The sequence below is a fragment of the Pseudomonas sp. CAM1A genome (assembly GCF_047501685.1).
Classification (GTDB): domain Bacteria; phylum Pseudomonadota; class Gammaproteobacteria; order Pseudomonadales; family Pseudomonadaceae; genus Aquipseudomonas.
Genome location: NZ_JBFNXP010000002.1, coordinates 760,889 through 779,070 on the forward strand (window position 1 = coordinate 760,889; position 18,182 = coordinate 779,070).

At 66.7% G+C, this 18,182-nt stretch carries 15 protein-coding genes; 12 read left to right on the top strand and 3 right to left on the bottom strand.

Going from position 1 to position 18,182, the window contains the following annotated elements; genetic code table 11:
- Positions 1 to 88: 88 nt before the first annotated feature.
- Together ABZO33_RS07250 and ABZO33_RS07255 are read right to left on the bottom strand one after the other, a co-directional pair.
- The gene (locus ABZO33_RS07250) at positions 89 to 1,687 is read right to left on the bottom strand and encodes a BCCT family transporter (protein ID WP_414535450.1); all 1,599 of its coding nucleotides are present in this window, start codon (positions 1,685 to 1,687) and stop codon (positions 89 to 91) included.
- A 274-nt stretch (positions 1,688 to 1,961) separates the two neighbouring features.
- On the bottom strand, positions 1,962 to 3,053 hold the full coding sequence (locus tag ABZO33_RS07255; RefSeq protein WP_414535451.1) for a tartrate dehydrogenase: 1,092 nt from the start codon (positions 3,051 to 3,053) through the stop codon (positions 1,962 to 1,964).
- 94 nt (positions 3,054 to 3,147) lie between these two features.
- Here ABZO33_RS07255 and ABZO33_RS07260 point away from each other — a divergent pair, with 94 nt between their 5' ends.
- The 8 genes from ABZO33_RS07260 (at position 3,148) to ABZO33_RS07295 (ending at position 12,016) form a co-directional block, all read left to right on the top strand.
- Positions 3,148 to 4,059 (top strand): LysR substrate-binding domain-containing protein, encoded by a 912-nt coding sequence (locus ABZO33_RS07260; RefSeq protein ID WP_414535452.1) that lies wholly within the window; start codon positions 3,148 to 3,150, stop codon positions 4,057 to 4,059.
- Between the two features lie 163 nt (positions 4,060 to 4,222).
- Entirely contained in the window at positions 4,223 to 7,054 is a 2,832-nt protein-coding gene (locus tag ABZO33_RS07265) for a xanthine dehydrogenase family protein molybdopterin-binding subunit (protein ID WP_414535453.1), read from the top strand.
- Positions 7,047 to 7,586 carry a (2Fe-2S)-binding protein gene (locus ABZO33_RS07270; RefSeq protein ID WP_414535454.1) on the top strand — a complete coding sequence of 180 codons (540 nt, stop codon included), beginning with the start codon at positions 7,047 to 7,049 and terminating at the stop codon, positions 7,584 to 7,586. The genes ABZO33_RS07265 and ABZO33_RS07270 overlap by 8 nt, the downstream gene beginning before the upstream one ends.
- A gap of 2 nt (positions 7,587 to 7,588) precedes the next feature.
- Positions 7,589 to 8,800 (top strand): c-type cytochrome, encoded by a 1,212-nt coding sequence (locus ABZO33_RS07275; RefSeq protein WP_414535455.1) that lies wholly within the window; start codon positions 7,589 to 7,591, stop codon positions 8,798 to 8,800.
- Positions 8,801 to 8,803: 3 nt separating this feature from the next.
- On the top strand, positions 8,804 to 9,775 hold the full coding sequence (locus ABZO33_RS07280) for an XdhC family protein (RefSeq protein ID WP_414535456.1): 972 nt from the start codon (positions 8,804 to 8,806) through the stop codon (positions 9,773 to 9,775).
- A complete protein-coding gene (locus ABZO33_RS07285) occupies positions 9,772 to 10,335 on the top strand; it encodes a nucleotidyltransferase family protein (RefSeq protein ID WP_414535457.1) in 564 nt (187 codons plus the stop codon). Before ABZO33_RS07280 ends, ABZO33_RS07285 begins: the two co-directional genes overlap by 4 nt.
- 119 nt (positions 10,336 to 10,454) lie before the next feature.
- A complete protein-coding gene (gene hchA, locus ABZO33_RS07290) occupies positions 10,455 to 11,309 on the top strand; it encodes a glyoxalase III HchA (protein WP_414535458.1) in 855 nt (284 codons plus the stop codon).
- On the top strand, positions 11,306 to 12,016 hold the full coding sequence (locus tag ABZO33_RS07295) for a PA1136 family autoinducer-binding transcriptional regulator (RefSeq protein WP_414535459.1): 711 nt from the start codon (positions 11,306 to 11,308) through the stop codon (positions 12,014 to 12,016). The genes hchA and ABZO33_RS07295 overlap by 4 nt, the downstream gene beginning before the upstream one ends.
- A 1-nt stretch (position 12,017) precedes the next feature.
- On the opposite strand, the gene ABZO33_RS07300 is transcribed toward ABZO33_RS07295, so the two are convergent.
- A complete protein-coding gene (locus tag ABZO33_RS07300) occupies positions 12,018 to 13,010 on the bottom strand; it encodes an NAD(P)H-quinone oxidoreductase (protein ID WP_414535684.1) in 993 nt (330 codons plus the stop codon).
- A gap of 175 nt (positions 13,011 to 13,185) precedes the next feature.
- Between ABZO33_RS07300 and ABZO33_RS07305 the strand changes: the two genes are divergently transcribed.
- From ABZO33_RS07305 to ABZO33_RS07320, 4 genes are all read left to right on the top strand, one after another.
- Complete coding sequence (locus ABZO33_RS07305; protein ID WP_414535460.1) at positions 13,186 to 14,055, top strand: LysR family transcriptional regulator; 870 nt, start codon at positions 13,186 to 13,188, stop codon at positions 14,053 to 14,055.
- A 124-nt stretch (positions 14,056 to 14,179) separates the two neighbouring features.
- Positions 14,180 to 15,184 (top strand): AraC family transcriptional regulator, encoded by a 1,005-nt coding sequence (locus tag ABZO33_RS07310; protein ID WP_414535461.1) that lies wholly within the window; start codon positions 14,180 to 14,182, stop codon positions 15,182 to 15,184.
- Positions 15,185 to 15,274: 90 nt separating this feature from the next.
- A complete protein-coding gene (locus ABZO33_RS07315; protein WP_414535462.1) occupies positions 15,275 to 16,636 on the top strand; it encodes an NAD(P)/FAD-dependent oxidoreductase in 1,362 nt (453 codons plus the stop codon).
- A 206-nt stretch (positions 16,637 to 16,842) separates the two neighbouring features.
- Positions 16,843 to 18,180, top strand: coding sequence for a DUF1329 domain-containing protein (locus ABZO33_RS07320; protein WP_414535463.1), 1,338 nt, complete (start codon positions 16,843 to 16,845; stop codon positions 18,178 to 18,180).
- Positions 18,181 to 18,182: the final 2 nt, after the last annotated feature.

The following is an 18,182-nucleotide window of genomic DNA, read 5'->3' on the forward strand; positions in this document are numbered from 1 at the left end:
GCGTATCTGTTGGTTAACAAGCAGGGCAAAAAAATTTGTTGCGGACCGTGGGAGCGACGGTGCGCCGCTCCCAGGTTGCGATCTCAATTCAGTGCACCGCCGCAGCGCTACGCGGCGCTTGCGGCTGCGGTTCCTCACCCGCCAGGCGGGTGGCCTCTTCCTCGATGCGGTAGGCCGGCACCTGGCCGTAGTCGGCCACCAGCCACTTGAAGAATCCGTAGATCTTCACCAGCAAGATCAGCATGAACGGGATCGCGGTGAGTACCACGGCGGTCTTCATGGTCGACAGCGAGGCCTTGGCGAACAGCATGGCCAGTGGCACCAGGGTCAGCACCACGCACCAGAACAGGCGCAGGGTGGGGCTTGGGTCTTCACCTTCGCGCAGGTTGCGGGTGCTGGTGGCGGCCACGGCGTAGGCGGCGGCGTCCATGTGCGAGGCGCAGAACACCGCCATGATGAACAGGTACGCGGCGAGGAACAGCGTGCCCCAGGGCAGGGCCAGCAGCAGGTCGGTCACCGCGGCTTCGCCACCGAGGGTGCCGAGCAGCTTGGGCACGTCGATCTGGCCGTTGATGAACTGGTGCATGCTGTAGCTCTCCAGCGCGCCGAAGAAGAACCAGCAACCGAAGCTGCCGCCCAGCAGCAGGGCGAACACCACTTCCTTGATCAGCCGGCCACGCGAGACGCGGGCGACGAACATGGCCACGCCCGGGGCGTAGGACACCCACCACAGCCAGTAGAACACCGTCCAGTTGCGGGTGAAGGCGCCGTCGCCGGCGGGGTCGGTGAACAAGCTCATCTGCACGTAGTGCTGCAGCATCAGGCCGATGGAATTGGCGGTGTTGTTCAGGGTGAACTGGGTCGGACCGACCAGCAGCACGACGGCGGCGAATATCAGTGCGCCGATGCAGACCATCTTCGACAGGCGCTGCAGGCCGCCGTCGATGCCGATGTACGAACTCAGCGAGAACAGCAGCGCCACCGCGCCGATCACCAGCAGTTGCACAGTGAAGGTGTTGGGGGTGCCGGCCAGGTCGGCAAGGCCGCGGGTCAGGGTCGAGGCGGTGAGCGCCAGCGACACGGTCAGCGCGCCCATCATGGTCAGCAGGAAGATCAGGTCGACGGCGCGGCCGACCGGGCCGGTGGCCTTGAAGCCGGTGACTGCCTCGATGATCGAGGCCAGGTTGAGGCCGCTCTTCTTGCGCACATGGAAGTGATAGGCCATGGCCAGCGAGGCCAGGGCGTAGATCGACCAGGCGCTGATGCCCCAGTGGAAGAACGAGTAGCTGACGCTGTATTCCAGGGCCTTGGCCGACATCGGCGCGATGTTCAGGCCTGGGGTCTGGTAGTAGTAGGCCCATTCCATCACGCCCCAGTACAGGGTCGAGGAACCCATGCCGGCGCAGATGAACATGAACACCCAGGTGGTGGTGGAATACTCGGGCTTGCCGGCACCCAGGCGGATGTTGCCGTATTTGCTGAAGGCCAGGTACAGCACGGCCAGGGAACTGCCGAACACCAGTACCTGGACGCTGGTGCCGAAGGTGCGGGTGGCCACTTCGAACAGCTGGTTGGCCAGGTTTTCGGCCTGGGCAGGGAAGGCGGCAAGGCCGATCACGGTGAGCAGCACGGCCAACAGGCTCACGGCGATCAGGAACACGTCGATCTTTTTGTTATTGGGGGACATCAATTGTCTCCTGGAGCATTTTTTTTGTAGTAGGCGTCAGGCGTTGGGAAGTCCGTATCGAGGTCCTGTGTTTCCTTTCTGTTAACTAACAGATAACAAGTATCTTTTGGTTGACAGATTCTGCATTGAATCGAAGTGGGTGGCAATAGGATCGTCGGACAATCCGGATGATTGGGCTGGGCTGGCGCTATCGCGGGGCAAGCCCGCTCCCACGCACGCAAAGGCGCGCTTCTATCCGTGGGAGCGGGCTTGCCCCGCGATGACTTGCGCCGAATCAGGCGCCGAGCAACTCGGCAATGGCTTTGCCCACTTCCTGGGTCGAACGGCTGCCGCCCATGTCGCGGGTGGTGTCGCCGTTGGCGATCACGGTCTCGATGGCCTTGAGGATGTCGTCGTGGGCCGCCTGGTAGCGAGCATCGTTGTTTTCCTGGCCGAGGAACTCGAGCATCAGCGCGCCGGACCAGATCATCGCGATCGGGTTGGCGATGTTCTTGCCGTAGATGTCCGGCGCCGAGCCATGCACCGGTTCGAACAGCGAGGGGAACTTGCGTTCGGGGTTGAGGTTGGCCGACGGCGCGATGCCGATGGTGCCGGCGCAGGCCGGGCCGAGGTCGGAGAGGATGTCGCCGAACAGGTTGGAGGCCACCACCACATCGAAACGCTCCGGCTGCAGCACGAAACGGGCGCAGAGGATGTCGATGTGCTGCTTGTCCCAGCTGATCTCGGGGTAGTGGGCGGCCATGGCGGCGGTGCGCTCGTCCCAGTAGGGCATGCTCACGGCCATGCCGTTGGACTTGGTCGCCGAGGTCACGTGCTTGCGCTCGCGGGTCTGCGCCACGTCGAAGGCGTACTTGAGAATGCGGTCCACGCCGCGACGGGTGAACACCGACTCCTGCAGCACGAACTCGTTGTCGGTGCCTTCGAACATGCGCCCGCCCAGGGAGGAGTATTCGCCTTCGGTGTTCTCGCGGATCACCACGAAGTCGATGTCGCCGGGCTGCTTGTTCGCCAGCGGGCAGGGCACGCCGGGGAACAGGCGCACCGGGCGGATGTTCACGTACTGGTCGAAGTCGCGGCGGAACTTGAGCAAGGAGCCCCACAGCGAGATGTGGTCCGGGACCTTGTCGGGCCAGCCGACGGCGCCGAAGTACAGGGCGTCGAAGCCCTTGAGCTGGTTGAACCAGTCGTCGGGCATCATCTTGCCGTGGGCCAGGTAGTAATCGCAGCTGGCCCATTCGAAGAACTCGAACTCAAGGTCCAGGCCGTGCTTGCGGGCAGCGGCCTCGACCACGCGCAGGCCTTCGGGGAGGACTTCGTTGCCGATGCCGTCACCGGGGATGGCGGCGATCTTGAAGGTCTTGGTCATGGGGCGCATCTCGTGTCCAGGGAAGATGCGGTCATGCTATAAGGCTGTGCTTCGGAGATAATCCGGCAATCCATCAATTCTTGGTGCACGAAACGTGAATAATCTGCCGAACCTGGATGACCTCGACATCTTCCTGCAGGTGGCCCGCCGCGCCAGCTTCGCTGCGGTGGCGGATGAGCGCGGCATGTCGGCGGCGTTCATCAGCAAGCGTATTCGCCTGCTGGAGGAAAGCCTTGGCGTGCGCCTGCTGCACCGCACCACCCGGCGGGTGACGGTGAGCGAGGAGGGCGAGCGCGTTTACCAGTGGGCGCAGCAGATCTTCGAAACCCTGCGGCGCATGGACGACGACCTCAACGCCGGGCAGCGCGAGCCGGCAGGGCAACTGCGCATCGCCAGCAGCCTGGGCCTGGGTCGGCGCTTCGTGGCGCCGGCGCTGTCGGAGCTGGCAGCGCGCTACCCTGGGCTGGACATCCGCCTGGATGTGCATGACCGCCTGGTGGACCTGATCGCCGAAGGGGTGGACCTGGACATCCGCGTGGGCAATGTCATCGCCCCGCACCTGATCGCCAAGCCCCTGGCACGCAACCGTCGGGTGCTGTGCGCCGCCCCTGGCTACCTGGCCGCGCATGGCACGCCGCGGGTGCTGGCCGATCTGGCCAGCCATGACTGCCTGGTGATCAAGGAGCGTGACCACCCGTTCGGCCTGTGGCACCTGGAAGGCCCCCAGGGCGAGGAAAGCGTGCGCGTCACCGGCGCGCTTTCCAGCAACCACGGCGAGGTGGCGCACCAGTGGTGCCTGGACGGGCGGGGGATCCTGCTGCGTTCCTGGTGGGACGTGCATGACAGCATCGCCGACGGGCGCCTGGTGCAGGTGCTGCCCGAGTACCAGCAGGCGGCGGATATCTGGGCGGTGTACACCGCGCCGTTGGCCGGCTCGGCCAAGGTGCGGGTGGCGGTGGAGTTCTTCCGCCAGTACTTCGCCGAGCGCTATCGCTTGCCGGATTGACCCTTCGCGGCGCCCCGCGACAAGTTGTCTGCTTGACTTGCAGGAGCACCCTACGATGGTTAACTTGACTTCGTAGTCAGTTTTTGTGATCGTGCGCGCCCTTCCAGTTTCTCAAGCACCAGAAAAAGCATGGGCAACCCAAGAGCTGCCCAGAGGATCAACCATGTCCAACCGTGATATTTCCCGGCGTTCGTTCCTGCAAGGCGGGCTGATCGCCGGTGTCGGCGTGACCATGGCGCCGCTCGGCAGCCAGGCATTCGCCGCCCTGATGGAGAGCAAGGTCACCACCTCGGCGCAGAAGTGGATGAACCACGACGGCAAGGTGCGTTTGCGTAACGACGCGCTGTCCAAGGTCTGCGGCAACAAGGTGTTCGCCCGCGACATCCGTGCCAAGGACATGCCTGGCTGGCCGCAGCAGCAAGGCCACGCCATGCTGCTCAAGGCGACCAAGGCCGACCGTATCTACGCGGGCTACGACCTGTCGCTGCTGGGCGCCGAGCTGCAGCCGGACCGCGTCGTCAGCGCCGATGACCTGAAGAAGGACGGCATTGCCTGGCCCGAGGCGCACTCGCCTGATCCGTTGCTGCCACCCGGCCAGGTACCGATGTTCATCGGCCACCCGGTGGCGATCCTGATCTGGAACGACTTCGAGCGCTTCCGCAAGGCCAAGCTCAAGCTGCAGTTCAACGACCAGGCGATCCGCTACGGCGCCCAGGCCCCGCTGTACCAGCGCGACCCTTACGGCAGCTTCCGTTTCGTGCGCGTGGCCGGCAAGACGCCGTTCGACGAAGACGAATACTCGAGCCTGAAGAACACCATGCTGTTCCCCACCATCCTGGCGCGCAAGCCGGTATGGACCGCCGAGCCCAAGCAGCACGGCACCCTCACCGAGCAGGGCATGTTCTACGCCCAGCGTATCGACGAGCAGCTCAAGCAGCTGCCGGAAGAGTGGCTGCTGTTCGACGAGCGCTACAAGACCCCGTCCATCGAGCCGGCCGCCCTCGAGCCGGACAACGGCAACGGCTGGTTCGACCCGGCCACCGGCACCCTGCATTTCGTCGTCGCCACCCAGTGCCCGTTCGAAGTGGCGCAGGAGTGCGTGCACATGATCAAGCCGTCGCGTTTCGGCCTGAAGCACCTGAACATGCACCCGGGCTACACCGTCGGCTACGGCTCCAAGGACAACAACATCTTCGTGTTCTACGCCGCCGTCGCCGCGCTGTATGGCGCGGGTGTGCCGATCCGCCTGGCCAACGACCGCTACGAGCAGTTCCAGAGCGGCATCAAGCGTCACCCGTTCGATATCCGCTACCAGCTGGCAGTGGACAAGAACGACCTGAGCTTCAAGATCTTCCGCGCCGACATGACCGTCGATGGCGGCGGGCGCATCAACTACAGCCCGTCAGTGGCCTCGGTGGGCGCCACCGCCGCGCAGTCGATCTACTACATGCCGCAGAACGACCTGTCGGTCACCGCCTACCACTCGCGCGGTGTCGAGGCCGGCTCCATGCGCGGCTACGGCACCCTGCAGAGCATGGCCGCCACCGAGATGATGGTCGACGAGATTGCCGATCGCCTGGGCGTGGATGCCATCGAGCTGCGCCGCAAGAACGCGCTCAAGTCGGGCATGAAGAACACCCAGGGCGCGGTGCCCGCCGGTGCCCTGCGCCTGCACGAGATCCTCGACAAGGCTGCCGAGCACGACTGGTGGAAGAACCGCCACGCGCGCAAGCAGGCCGAAGACGCCAAGGACCACGACAACTGGTACGGCGTGGGCTTCGCCATCACCCAGAAGGACTTCGGCACCGGCGCCGAAGCGCCGATGGCGGCGGTCGAGTTCACTGCCGATGGCCAGATTACCTTGCGCCATATCGGCACCGAACTGGGCACCGGCATGTCGACCTCCCAGGCCCTGGTGGTCAGCGACTTCCTCGGCCGCGTCGCCGATCATGTGCAGACCGCCCAGACCGAATGGCCTGAGCTGCAGCTGAGCACCAGCGGCAACCCCTACCTGATCAGCCAGGCCGAGCAGGACGCCGCGCTGCGCAACCCGCGCTGGGTCGCCAAGCTGGCTTCGCCGTCGTCGGCGACCAACTCGGCGTTCTACTTCAGCCACGCTACCCGCGAGGCGGCCCGGGTACTGTTCAACCACGGCCTGTGGCCGGCGGCCATGGCCTTGTGGAGCCAGGGCCCGTTCGGCGGCCAGGCCAACCCGCTGGTGGTGCGTCGCGAGAACGCGGTGTGGGTCAACGGCGCGCTGACCGGCAACGGCCTGGAGCCGATCCCGTTCGCCACGCTTGCGAAGAAGGCCCACGAGATGGGCCTGGTCACCGGCGTCAGCGTGCACGGTTTCAACCGCTGGAGCTGGGCCGAGGCCGACTTCGTCATCGACGGTGTGCGCGAGCGCCTGCCGCTCGACGGCCTGGCGGTGAAGTACGGTGACGGTGCGCTGAACGCGAAGAAGGCGCAGATGAACAGCGCCGGCTTCCACCTGCTCGACCGGCAGAACGTCGAGTACCCGGCCACCCAGCTGAACAACGCCATGGTCACCTACTACAGCCCGGTGGCGACCATCGTCGAGGTCAAGGTGAACAAGGGCAGCGGCGAGGTCAGCGTGCTCAACCACCACAGCTGGGTCGAGTGCGGCCGGGTGCTGGTGCCCGAGCTGGTCAAGGGCCAGCTCGAGGGCGGTATCGCCATGGGCATTGGCCATGCGTTGCTGGAAGAGATGCCGCTGTACGAGGGTGGCCCGGGCGAGGGCGACTGGAACTTCAACCGTTATCGCCTGCCGATGGCCAAGCATGTGGCGGTGTGGAAGCAGACGTCCGAGATCCTGCCGCCGCTGTCGCCGACCGACCCGTCCAAGGGCATCGCCGAGGTGGTGATGATCCCGGTGGTCGGCGCCATCGGCAATGCCGTGGCCCATGCCATCGGCAAGCGTGTCCGCGACCTGCCCATCACCCCCGCCCGCGTCAAGGAGGCCCTCAATGGCTGACCGCAAGCTGCAACTGACCCTCAACGGTCAACCTGTCGTCACCGAAGTGGTCCCCGATGACCTGGCGATGATCGACTACCTGCACGAGTACCAGAACCTCACAGGCTCGCGCCTGGGCTGCGGGCAGGGCATCTGCCACGCCTGCGTGGTGATCGTCGACAACCCCGACGGCACCAGCGAGGAAGTGCGCACCTGCATCACCGGCGCGCACTATTTCGAGGGCAAGAAAGTCCGCACCATCGAAGGCCACGCCAAGCTAGACGAAGCCGGCAACCCCACCGAGTTGAACCCGATCCAGCAGAAGTTCGTCGACCGCTTCGCCTTCCAGTGCAGCTACTGCGCGCCGGGCTTCGTCAACGCCGCCACGGTGCTGGTGGAGAAAGCCCAGCGCAAGCCGCTGAAAAAGAGCGAGCTGGAGGATGCCATCGAAGCCAGCCTCGGCCACCATGTGTGCCGCTGCACCGGCTACGTGCGCTACTACGAGGCGACCCGCGACGTGCTGGGCGACCTCGGCCTGGTCAAGGAGGGTTGAGCATGACGCGAGTTCTGAGCAGCCTGGCCTTGGCCATTGGCGCGCTGGTCGCCTGCAACGTCCAGGCGGCCGACGAGGCATTGATCAAGCGCGGCGAATACCTCGCCCGCGCCGCCGACTGCATGGCCTGCCACACCGCCGAAGGTGGCGCGCCCTATGCTGGCGGCCTGCCGATCCATTCGCCGTTCGGCACCATCTACGGCACCAACATCACCCCGGACAAGCAGCACGGCATCGGCAGCTACAGCAGCGACGAGTTCTTCGCCGCCCTCACCGAGGGCAAGCGCAAGGACGGCGCCAACCTCTACCCGGCCATGCCCTACACCTCGTACCACCTGATCAAGCGCGAGGATTCCGATGCGATCCACGCCTACCTGATGAGTGTGGCGCCAATCAACCGGCCGGCGCCGGAAACCAACCTGAGCTTCCCGTTCAATGTGCGCACCGGCCTGATGGGCTGGAACCTGCTGTACGGCAAGAGCGTGCAGCTGGAGGAGGGCAAGGGCAACAGCGAGGCGTGGAAGCGTGGCCAGTACATGGTCGAGGTGCTCGGCCATTGCGGCGAGTGCCACACCCCGCGCAATCTCATCGGCGCGCTGCAGCAGGACAAGCGCCTGACCGGCGGCCTGCTGCTGGGCTACCTGGCGCCAAGCCTGCTGGCCCAGGACCTGGCCGACCGCGGCTGGAACCAGGCCGACCTGGCGACCTTCCTCAAGCACGGTATCAGTGCCCAGGGCAGCATGTTCAACGAGATGTACCCGGTGGTGCACCACAGCACCCAGCACCTTGAAGACAGCGACCTGTCGGCCATGGCCACGTTCCTCCTGGGCGATCAGCCGCCGGCGGCCAAGGTGGTGCAGGCGGTGGCCCATGAAACCCTGGGCGAAAGCGCCAAGCGCGGCCGCCAGCAGTACCTCAACGTCTGCGCCGGTTGCCACGGCGGCGATGGCGAGGGCAAGCCGCACATCGCCGTGGCCATGCAGGGCAACACCGTGCTGCGCCAGGCCGACTCGCGCAACCTGGTCAAGGCCATCGTCGACGGCATCCGCGAACAGCAGTTCACCGGCTTCGAGCGCATGCAGCCGATGCCGGGCTTTGCCGACAAGCTCGACGACCAGCAGCTGACCGACATGGTCAACTACCTGCGCGAAGCCTGGGGCGGCCTGCCGGGCGACCTGACCACCCAGCAGCTGGCCCAGCTGAAGGCGGATTGACCCGTGCAGCATCTCGACCTGCAGGTGGTGCGCCAGGCGGCGCAATGGTCGCGCGACGGCCTGCGCGTGTGGCTGTGCAGCGTGCTGTGCACCTATGGCTCGGCGCCGCGCGCGCCGGGTTCGCTGCTGGCGGTGAGCGAGGGTGGGCAGTGGGTGGGATCGCTGTCGGGTGGCTGTGTCGAGGATGACTTCCTCGAACGCGTCGCCGCCGGCGAGTTCGCCACGGCGGTTGCCGTGGTGCGCTACGGCGACGGCAGCGACACCCGCGGCAACATCCGCCTGCCGTGCGGCGGCATTCTCGACGTGCTGGTGGAGAACCTGCCCGGCGACTGTGCCACCCAGGCGCATCTCGCCGAGCTGGAGAGCGCCTTGCTCGGGCGTCGGCGGCTGTTGCGCGAGGTTGACCTGCGCAGCGGTGAACGGCGGCTGAGCGATGACCTCGGCCAGGGGCCACGGGTGGAGCGTGGCGAGCATTGCGTGCGCCTGCGCATCGGCGCCGCCCAGCGTCTGTTGCTGGCGGGCTATTCCAGCGTCGCGCATTTCTGCGCCGAATTCGGCAAGGGCCTGGGCTTCGAAGTGGTGCTGTGCGACCCTCGCGACGAGGTGATGGACAACGTGGTGCTCGACGGGATAGAAATCCGCCGTGAACTGCCTTCGCTGTTCATCGCCAACGGCGGCTGCCATCGCGATACCGCGGTGGTGGCGCTTACCCACGACCCCAAGATCGATGACCTGGCCATGCTCGAAGCGGTGCGTACCGAAGCGTTCTACATCGGTGTGATGGGCTCACAGGCCACGTCGGCAAAGCGTCGTGAGCGCCTGCGCCGTATCGGCGAGCTCGGTGATGCAGACATGGCGCGCATCCATGCGCCGATCGGCCTGAACCTGGGCAGCAAGACGCCGGCGGAGATCGCCCTGGCGGTGCTCGCCGATATCCTGCGGACCCGCAGCGGCATCGCCCGCGAGGCCTTGTGAAGGTCGTCGCCCTGGTGTTGGCGGCCGGGCAGGGCGCGCGCTTCGGCGCGGACAAGCGCCGGGCCCTGCTGGCCGATGGGCGCAGCCTGTTGCAGCACAGCGTCGAGCGCGCCCTGGCGGCGTTCGACGAGGTGCGCGTGGTGTTGCGCGCTGGCGAGCGGGCAGAGGACCTTGGGTTGCCGCCGGCCTGCCGGGTCGTCCACAGCCCCGAGGCAGGCCTGGGCATGGGCCATAGCCTGGCGGCCGGCGCGGCGTCGCTGGGTGACAGCGAGGCGCAGGCGGTGGCGATCCTGCTCGGGGACATGCCGTGGATCCAGGCGGCGACCTTCCGTCGTCTGCTCGCCTCGGCGGCGCCCTCGATCATCGTGGTGCCGCGACACCAGGGGCAGAACGGCCACCCGGTGGTGTTCGGCCGGGATTACTGGGCCGAGCTTGGCCAGTTGTCCGGTGATGAAGGGGCGCGTTCGGTGCTGCGGCGGCATGCGAACAGCGTTTTGCTCCTGGAATTGCAGGACAGCGGTGTGCTGCGCGACGTCGATACGCCCTCGGCGCTCGGCTAGACTGCCCTGGGGCCGCCCCGTCACCGACGCCACCGTTGAGGGAAAACCCTCATTGCCGCTCATCCGGCGGCCTCCTAGCATGGATCCGGTTACCTACCCCAGGCCACAGGAGCACAACCATGACCAGCCCCAACGACGACAAACGCCCAACCCCCGACCCGGCCGAGGACAACGCCTTCTTCCCTTCGCCGTACTCCCTCAGCCAGTTCACCTCGCGCAAGTCCGACCTCAGCGGCGCCGACTATCCCGACGCCTACCGTGGCGGGCGCTGGAAGGTCCTGCTGATCGGTGCCGACGAGCGCTACCTGCTCACCGACAACGGCACGCTGTTCTCCACTGGCAACCACCCGGTGGAAACCCTGCTGCCGATGTACCACCTGGACAAGGCCGGTTTCGCCTTCGACGTCGCGACCTTGTCGGGCAACCCGGTCAAGTTCGAGTACTGGGCCATGCCCGGCGAGGACACCGAGGTGCTGGGCCTGTTCGATCGCTACAAGCCGGCGTTCAAGCAGCCACGCAAGCTCGCCGATGTGCTGGAGCAGGCCTTGGGTGAGGACTCGGACTATATCGGTGTGTTCATCCCGGGCGGGCACGGCGCGCTGATCGGCTTGCCGGAAAGCGAAGAGGTCGGGCGCGTGCTGAAATGGGCGGCGGACCACGACAAGTTCGTCATCACCCTGTGCCACGGCCCGGCGGCGCTGCTGGCCGGCGGCAGGCTCTACGACGGCTACAAGATCTGCGCCTTCCCAGACGATCTGGATGCCAAGACCCCGGACATCGGCTACATGCCCGGCCACCTGACCTGGAAGTTCGGCGAACGCCTGCAGGCCCAAGGCGTCGAGATCATCAACGAGGGTATTTCCGGGGCCGTCCACCAGGACCGCAAGCTGCTCACCGGCGACAGCCCGCTGGCCGGCAATGCGCTGGGCAAGCTGGCCGCCTCGGCGTTGCTCAAGGCAGTCAACGGCGGATGAGGGACCTGCCATTCGATCAGGTGGTGCAAGCCGTCCAGCGGATCGCGCAGGCAACCGACCTGGCGGGTATCCAGACGGCCGTGCGCAATGTCGCCCGGCCGCTGGGCTATGACCGCTTCGTGCTGTTCAGCGCCAGCGCTGCGCGGGACGAGGTGGTCGAGCGCATCCATTGGGTGGAGGGGGACTGGTTCGGCGATGGCCAGGCGGTCGATGCCCAGACCTACGTGCGCCACTGCCCTGTGACCCGTCACCTGCTGGCGGCACGCGAGCCGTTCTTCTGGAGCAAGCGGCTGGACGATGGCAACGAGCGCTACCGCGTGGTACGAACGCCAAGCGGGCCGGGTATCCACGGCTTGCAGGTGCCGGTGTTCGGCCCCGCAGGCCTGGAAGGCGCCATGAGTTTCGGTGGTGCGCAGGTCGTGGCGACACCTGCCGCACGGCTGGCCCTGACGTTGCTGGCCCAGGCCGCCTTCGCGGGCGCTCGGCGGCTGCTGGAAGCGCCCAGCGGCCAGGGGCGCTTGTCCGAGCGTGAGCGCCAGGTCCTGGCCTGGACCGCCGCCGGGCAGCGTCAGGCCGATATCGCCGCCACCCTGGGCCTGTCGCTGCGCACCGTGGAAAACCACTTGCGCGCCGCCCGCCGGCGCCTGGGAGTGAGCACCACCGCCCAGGCGATCAGGATCGCACTGGGCAGCGGTGCGCTCGACTGACTCAGCCCTTGTGCGCGACGTTCAGTACCACCTTGCCGATATGCCGGCCCGACTCCATCAGTTCATGGGCCTGGCTGGCCGCCGCCAGCGGGAAGATGGCGTGGATCAGCGGCTTGACCGCGCCGCTGCGTACGTGAGGCCAGGCCTTGGCCTGCAGCTCGCCGAGGATCGCCGCCTTGTCGTCGGCGCTGCGCGCGCGCAGGGTCGAGCCGATATGGGTCAGGCGCTTGGTCAGCAGCGGGAACAGGTCGACCTCGGTGGCCGGGCCCTTGACCACGCCGATCTGCACGATACGCCCGTCCATGGCGGCGGCCCTGAAGTTCCGCGCCACGTAGTCGCCGGCGATGATGTCGACGATCACATCCACGCCCTTGCTGTCGGTGTGCGCCATGACCTGTTCGACGAAGTCCTCGCGGGTGTAGTCGATGGCCACGTCGGCGCCCAGTTCGAGGCTGGCGGCCTGTTGCCCGGCGCCGTTGACCGTGGTGAAGATCTTCGCCGCGCCCAGGGCCCGGGCCAGTTGCGTCGCGGTAGTGCCGATGCCCGACGCGCCACCATGGATCAGCACGCTTTCACCGGCCTTGAAGCCGCCGCGCTGGAACAGGTTGACCCACACGGTCATGAAGGTTTCCGGCAAGGCCGCGCCCTCGACCATCGACAGGTTGTCCGGCAGGTGCGCGGTGGTGCGCTCGTCGGCCACGGCGTACTCGGCATAGCCGCCGCCCTGGACCAGGGCGATCACCGCGTCACCCACGGCAAAGTGGCGGACTTGTTCGCCGATGGCCACGACCTTGCCGGCGATCTCCAGGCCCGGAATGGCCGGTGCGCCGGCGGGCGGGTCGTACAGGCCCTTGCGTTGCAACAGGTCTGGGCCGTTGACGCCGGCGGCATGCACCTGCACCAGCACCTCGCGCGGGCCTGGCTGGGGCGTGGCATGGCTGGCGACCTGCAGGACCTCGGGGCCGCCTGGCCGGGTGATGTCGATGGCGCTCATTTGGGTTGGGATGATGTGACGCATGAAGACCTCTGTCATTCTGAAGAAAGGCCGTGTCGGCCCGTTGCGTCACAGGGTATGAAACCTGGGTTGCCGGGTCGCGCGGCGATTTTGCGACGCACCTTTGCAGATTTTCTTCAGCCGGCAGTGGCTGCGCTGAATCAGGAGTGGACCAATGAACTGGGATGATGCCCGCATGCTGCTGGCCTTGAGCCGCGAACTGACCCTGCGCCGCGCCGCCCGGGTACTGCGGGTCGATCAGGCCACCGTGGGCCGGCGGGTGGCGGCGCTGGAGGCGGACCTTGGCGCGACCCTGTTCCTGCGCACCCCCGCTGGCTACCAGTTGACCGCCACCGGCGAAGTGGCCGTGGAACTGGCGCAGAAAATGGAGCAGGCCGCCCTGGAACTGGCCCGCCGCACCCGAGGCGCAGACAACGAACAGGCCGGCGAGGTGCGCATCGCCACCACCGACTCCCTGGCCCTGGAGTTCGTCATCCCGGCGCTGCGGCAGGTGCACGAAACCCATCCCGAGGTGCGCGTGGTGCTCAGCGGCAGCTCGGAGATCGTCAACCTGTCGCAGCGTGAAACCGACATCGCCATCCGCAACCAGCGCCCGGACAGCCCCGACCTGGTGCTGCGCAAGCTGGCCAGCTGGCAAATGGGCCTGTTCGCCTCGGCGGACTACCTGGCGCGGCGGGGCATGCCGGAGGAGGGCAGCTTCGCCGGCCACGACCTGGTGGTGTACGAGCCGTACTGGCGCGACCGCGCCGAGCCGACCCTGGTGGACGTGCCCATGGGTGAGGGGCGGGTGGTGATGGCGGCCAACGCCAGCATGATGCTGCGCCGGGGCATTGGCGAGGGCCTGGGCCTGGGTGAGATCCCGGTGGAGTTGGGGCAGCGTGATGGCTTGCGGCGGGTCTGGCCGCAGCGTACGCGCAGCCAGCCCTATGAGGTGTGGATGGTCACCCACCAGGATCTGCGCCATACGGCCAGGGTGCGCGCGGTGATCGAGCACCTGGTGCGGGCGTTTGCCCCACCGCAGTAACAATCGGTTACAGTCGCTGTTGGCAACCTTGCGAGCCCTGTAGGCGCGGACTCATCCGCGATGCGCCGCCTGGCGGCGCCTTTCCCAGATCCCGGCACTCTAAAAACGACCTGCGAAGAACAACATGAAATCAGTGCGCACCGTCATCTCGGAAAACTTCTTCCGCCGTTTCAGGACCACCTTCGCGCCGCACCTGGAAGCCCTCGGCATTGACCTGCCACTGCTGGAGCGCGCCGATATCGAGATCCCCGGCGACCAGTACGTCGCCCTGTGGGAAGCCGCCGGCACGCGCAACCCCGCCGTCGGCCTGACCCTGGGCAGCCAGACCGAGGCCGACGACATCGGTGCCCTGGGCCACGCCTTGCATTGCGCGCCCAGCGTGGAAAAGGCGCTGATGACCCTGCACACCTACATCGTGGTGTTCGCCCAGGAGTCGTCCATCGACTATGGCTGCGAGGGCCGCCAACTGCGCATCACCTACCAGGTCACCGACAGCACCGTGGTCAACCGCCGCCAGGACGCCGAGTTCGCCATCGCCGCGATCCTGCGCCAGTTGCAGCTGATCACCGCCAGCCCGGTGCGGCCGCTGCGGGTGGACTTCGAGCACCCGCGCCCGGCGGACGTGTCAGTGCACAAGCAGTTGTTCATGTGCCCGTTGTTCTTCAGCCAGCCAACCAACCGCATCACGCTCTCCAGCGATGTCCTCGAACTCCCGGTGGCGCAGGGCAACGAGCGCCTGTTCAGGGCGCTGGAGCCGTACCTGCAGCAGGAGCGCGAGCAGCGCAGCATCAGCGACGAGCTGTTGCCCCAGGTCACCCGCATGATCGCCCTGGGCATGGCCAGTGGCGTGCCGTCGCTGGACGAGGTCAGCGAGCGCATGGGGCTGAGCCGGCGTACCCTGCAACGTCGGCTCAAGGACCAGAACATCGAATTTTCGCTGCTGGTGGAGGACGTGCGGCGTGACCTGGCGTTGGGCTACCTGAATCATTCGGACTACTCGATGACGCAGATCTCGTTGCTGCTCGGCTACGCCGAGTCCGGCTCGTTCACCCGAGCGTTCCGTCGCTGGACCGGGCAATCGCCGCAGCAGTTTCGCCAGGCCGGGCGCACGCCTGGCACGGCGTGCTGAAAATCTGGCACCCATCGCCAATCCACCGTTCGTTGCCCTCGATACCCTGATCGGGACTGCACTCCCAAGGGTGAAATCCGAGGACTCAGCGTGAACGACAACAACAATATCCCGCACGAGCACCGCTCCTTCTGGCAGCACGACTATGGCGCCTACCTCCCCAACAGCCGCCTGACCGAAGACCTCAAGGTCGATGTGGCGGTCATCGGCGGTGGCTTCACCGGGCTGAACACGGCCTGGCAGTTCAAGCGCGACAACCCCGGCGCTCGGGTGGTGCTGCTGGAGGCGGCGCAGATTGGCTTCGGTGCCAGTGGGCGCAACGCCGGCTTCAGCACCCGGCTGTTCGGCCTCGAGCCGGAACTGGTGGTACTGCGCTGGGGGCGGCAGAAAATGATCGACGCCCATCGCTACCTGGAGAAGGCCGTGGCCTACACCCGCGAGGTGATCGAGCAGCACGGCATCGATTCGGACTACCGCCATGCCGGACTGCTGCGGGTCAGCTATTCGCCGCGGCAACTGGCGCGCCTGGACAAGACCTTGGAGCTGTATGCGTCCCTGGGCCTGGCGGCAGATATGCGCTGGCAGGACGCTGCCACGTTGCGGCAACAGTACGATTCGCCGCGCCTGCTGGGCGGTATCCGTGAAACCGAGACCGGCTACCTCGACCCCTGCAAGCAGGTGCGGGGCCTCAAGGGCCTGGCGGCCTCGGTGGGCGTGCGCATCCACGAGTCCACGCCGGTGCTGGACATCGACACCGGGGGCAGCGGCATCGTGCTGCGCACCCCCGTGGCCCGGGTGACCACCGACAAGCTGGTGCTTGCCACCAACGCCTACTCGCGGCAGGTGCCCGGCTCCCGCCCCCTGCAGCGGCGCCAGTTCCCGCTGTGGACTTACCAGGTGGTCACCGAGCCCCTGGGCGATGCACTGTGGCAGCGCCTGGGCTGGCAGGGCCGGGAAGCCTTCGGCGACAACCGGCAGATGCTGCATTATTTCCGCCCGACCGTGGACGGGCGCATCGTCATGGGTGGCGGCGATGTGCTGGCCTACTCCGGCAGCGCCATGGACGAACAGCCGTCGCCGGCCACCTGGGCCCACTGCGAGGCGCACCTGAAGTGGATCTACCCGCAGTTGCGTGACGTGCGCATCGCCTACCGCTGGGGCGGGCCGGTGTCGGTCAATGCCGACATGGTCCCGGAAATCAGCTTCATCGACGACGAGCGGGTGATCTACGCCGGCGGCTGCTTTGGCCATGGCGTGGCGCTGAGCCACCTCAACGGCCGCACCATCGCCGATCTGCTGCAGGGGCGCCAGAGCGAGCTGAGCGACTTCTGGATCGTCAACCGCAAGGCCATCGCCATGCCCGGCAACACCCTGTCGTGCTGGGCCGGGCGTACGGCGCGCCAGGCGTTGCGGGCGTGGGACTGGTGGGAGGAGCGCGGGCTCAAGGCCTGACATGCAGCGGGTGCGCGCCTGCTGGCACCGGATGACAAATACCCTGGCGCCTGCGGCCAAGCCGTTGGCCGCCGCCATTGAATACTGTCTGTCACGCAGAGCCGGAAACGCATTTGAGGCCGTCCCTCGGCGGCCTCTTTTTTCCGCGCCCTTGCCCGTTACGAACTGCCTTTCGATAACCACAACAATCCCGCAAGGAAAAGTTCATGAAACCACGCCCCCTGTCCCTGTTGGGCGGCGCGCTGTTGGCGCTGCTCGGTACCATCACTTCCCTCTCGGCCCTCGCCGAGCTCACCCCCACAGGGGCCGAAAAGAACGGCAACGCCGATGGCAGCATTCCGGCCTGGACCGGCGGCCTGACCCAGGCGCCGGCCGGCTGGTCGCCGGGCCATGGCGACCCCTATGCCGGCGACCAGCGCCTGTATTCGATCGATGCCAGCAATGTGGCCCAGTACCAGGGGCAGCTGCCGCAAGGGCAGGTGGCGTTGATCAAGGCTTATCCGGGCTATCGCCTGGATGTCTACCCCACACACCGCAGCTGCGCGATCCCGGCCGAGGTGGCCAGGCGCACCCAGGACTTCGCCGGGCAGGCACGCATCGGTGTCGATGGTTGGCGCCTGGAGCAGGCCGCCGGGGCCGCGGTGCCGTTCCCGCAGCCGAAAAGCGGCATCGAGGTGCTGTGGAACTACAAGCTGCGTTACATGGCCAAGGGCCGCAAGGCACAGATCTCGTTCCTGCGCCGCGAAGCGGGTGGCGGGCTCACCGAGATCCGCCAGTGGGCCAGCGAGTACTACCCCTACAATGACCCGGCGGTGAAAGCTGCCCAGGACACCGGCGACATCGAAGCCAAGCTGCTCTACGACATCCAGTCGCCGTCCTCGCGCGCCGGCGAGATGTACCTGGTGCATGCCCGCCTGGACCAGCCACAGAACGCCTGGATCTACTTCCCCGGCCAACGCCGCGTGCGCCAGGCCCCGACCTTTGCCTACGACAACCCGATCGCCGGCTCCGACAACCTGTACTTTGTCGACCAGATCAACATGTTCACCGGCGCCCTGGACCGCTACGACTTCAAGCTGGTCGGCAAGCGCGAAATGGTGGTGCCGTACAACTCCTACCGGCTGGTCGACAAAAGCAACCGCTATGAAACGCTGATCGGCGAGCAGTACCTGGACCGCGATGCGCAGCGCTACGAGAAACACCGGGTATGGGTGGTGGAGGCCACGGTCAAGACCGACAAGCGCCACGCCTTCGCCAAGCGCGTGTTCTATTTCGACGAGGACAGCTGGAGCCTGCTGCACGTGGACATGTACGACGCCAGGGGCAACCTGTGGCGGGTGCAGGAGGGCAGCCTGTGGGCCGACCCCGAGATCCAGGCCTGCACCAGCTTCGAGTATGTCAGCTACGACCTGATCGCCCGGCGTTACATCGCCGACGGCTTCACCCAGCAGGGCGCGGCCCTGGACCTTACCGCCGGCCTGCAGGGCCGGGTCAGTGACAAGTTGTTCAACGCAGGCGAACTGCGCCGTCGCGGCGAGCGCTAATC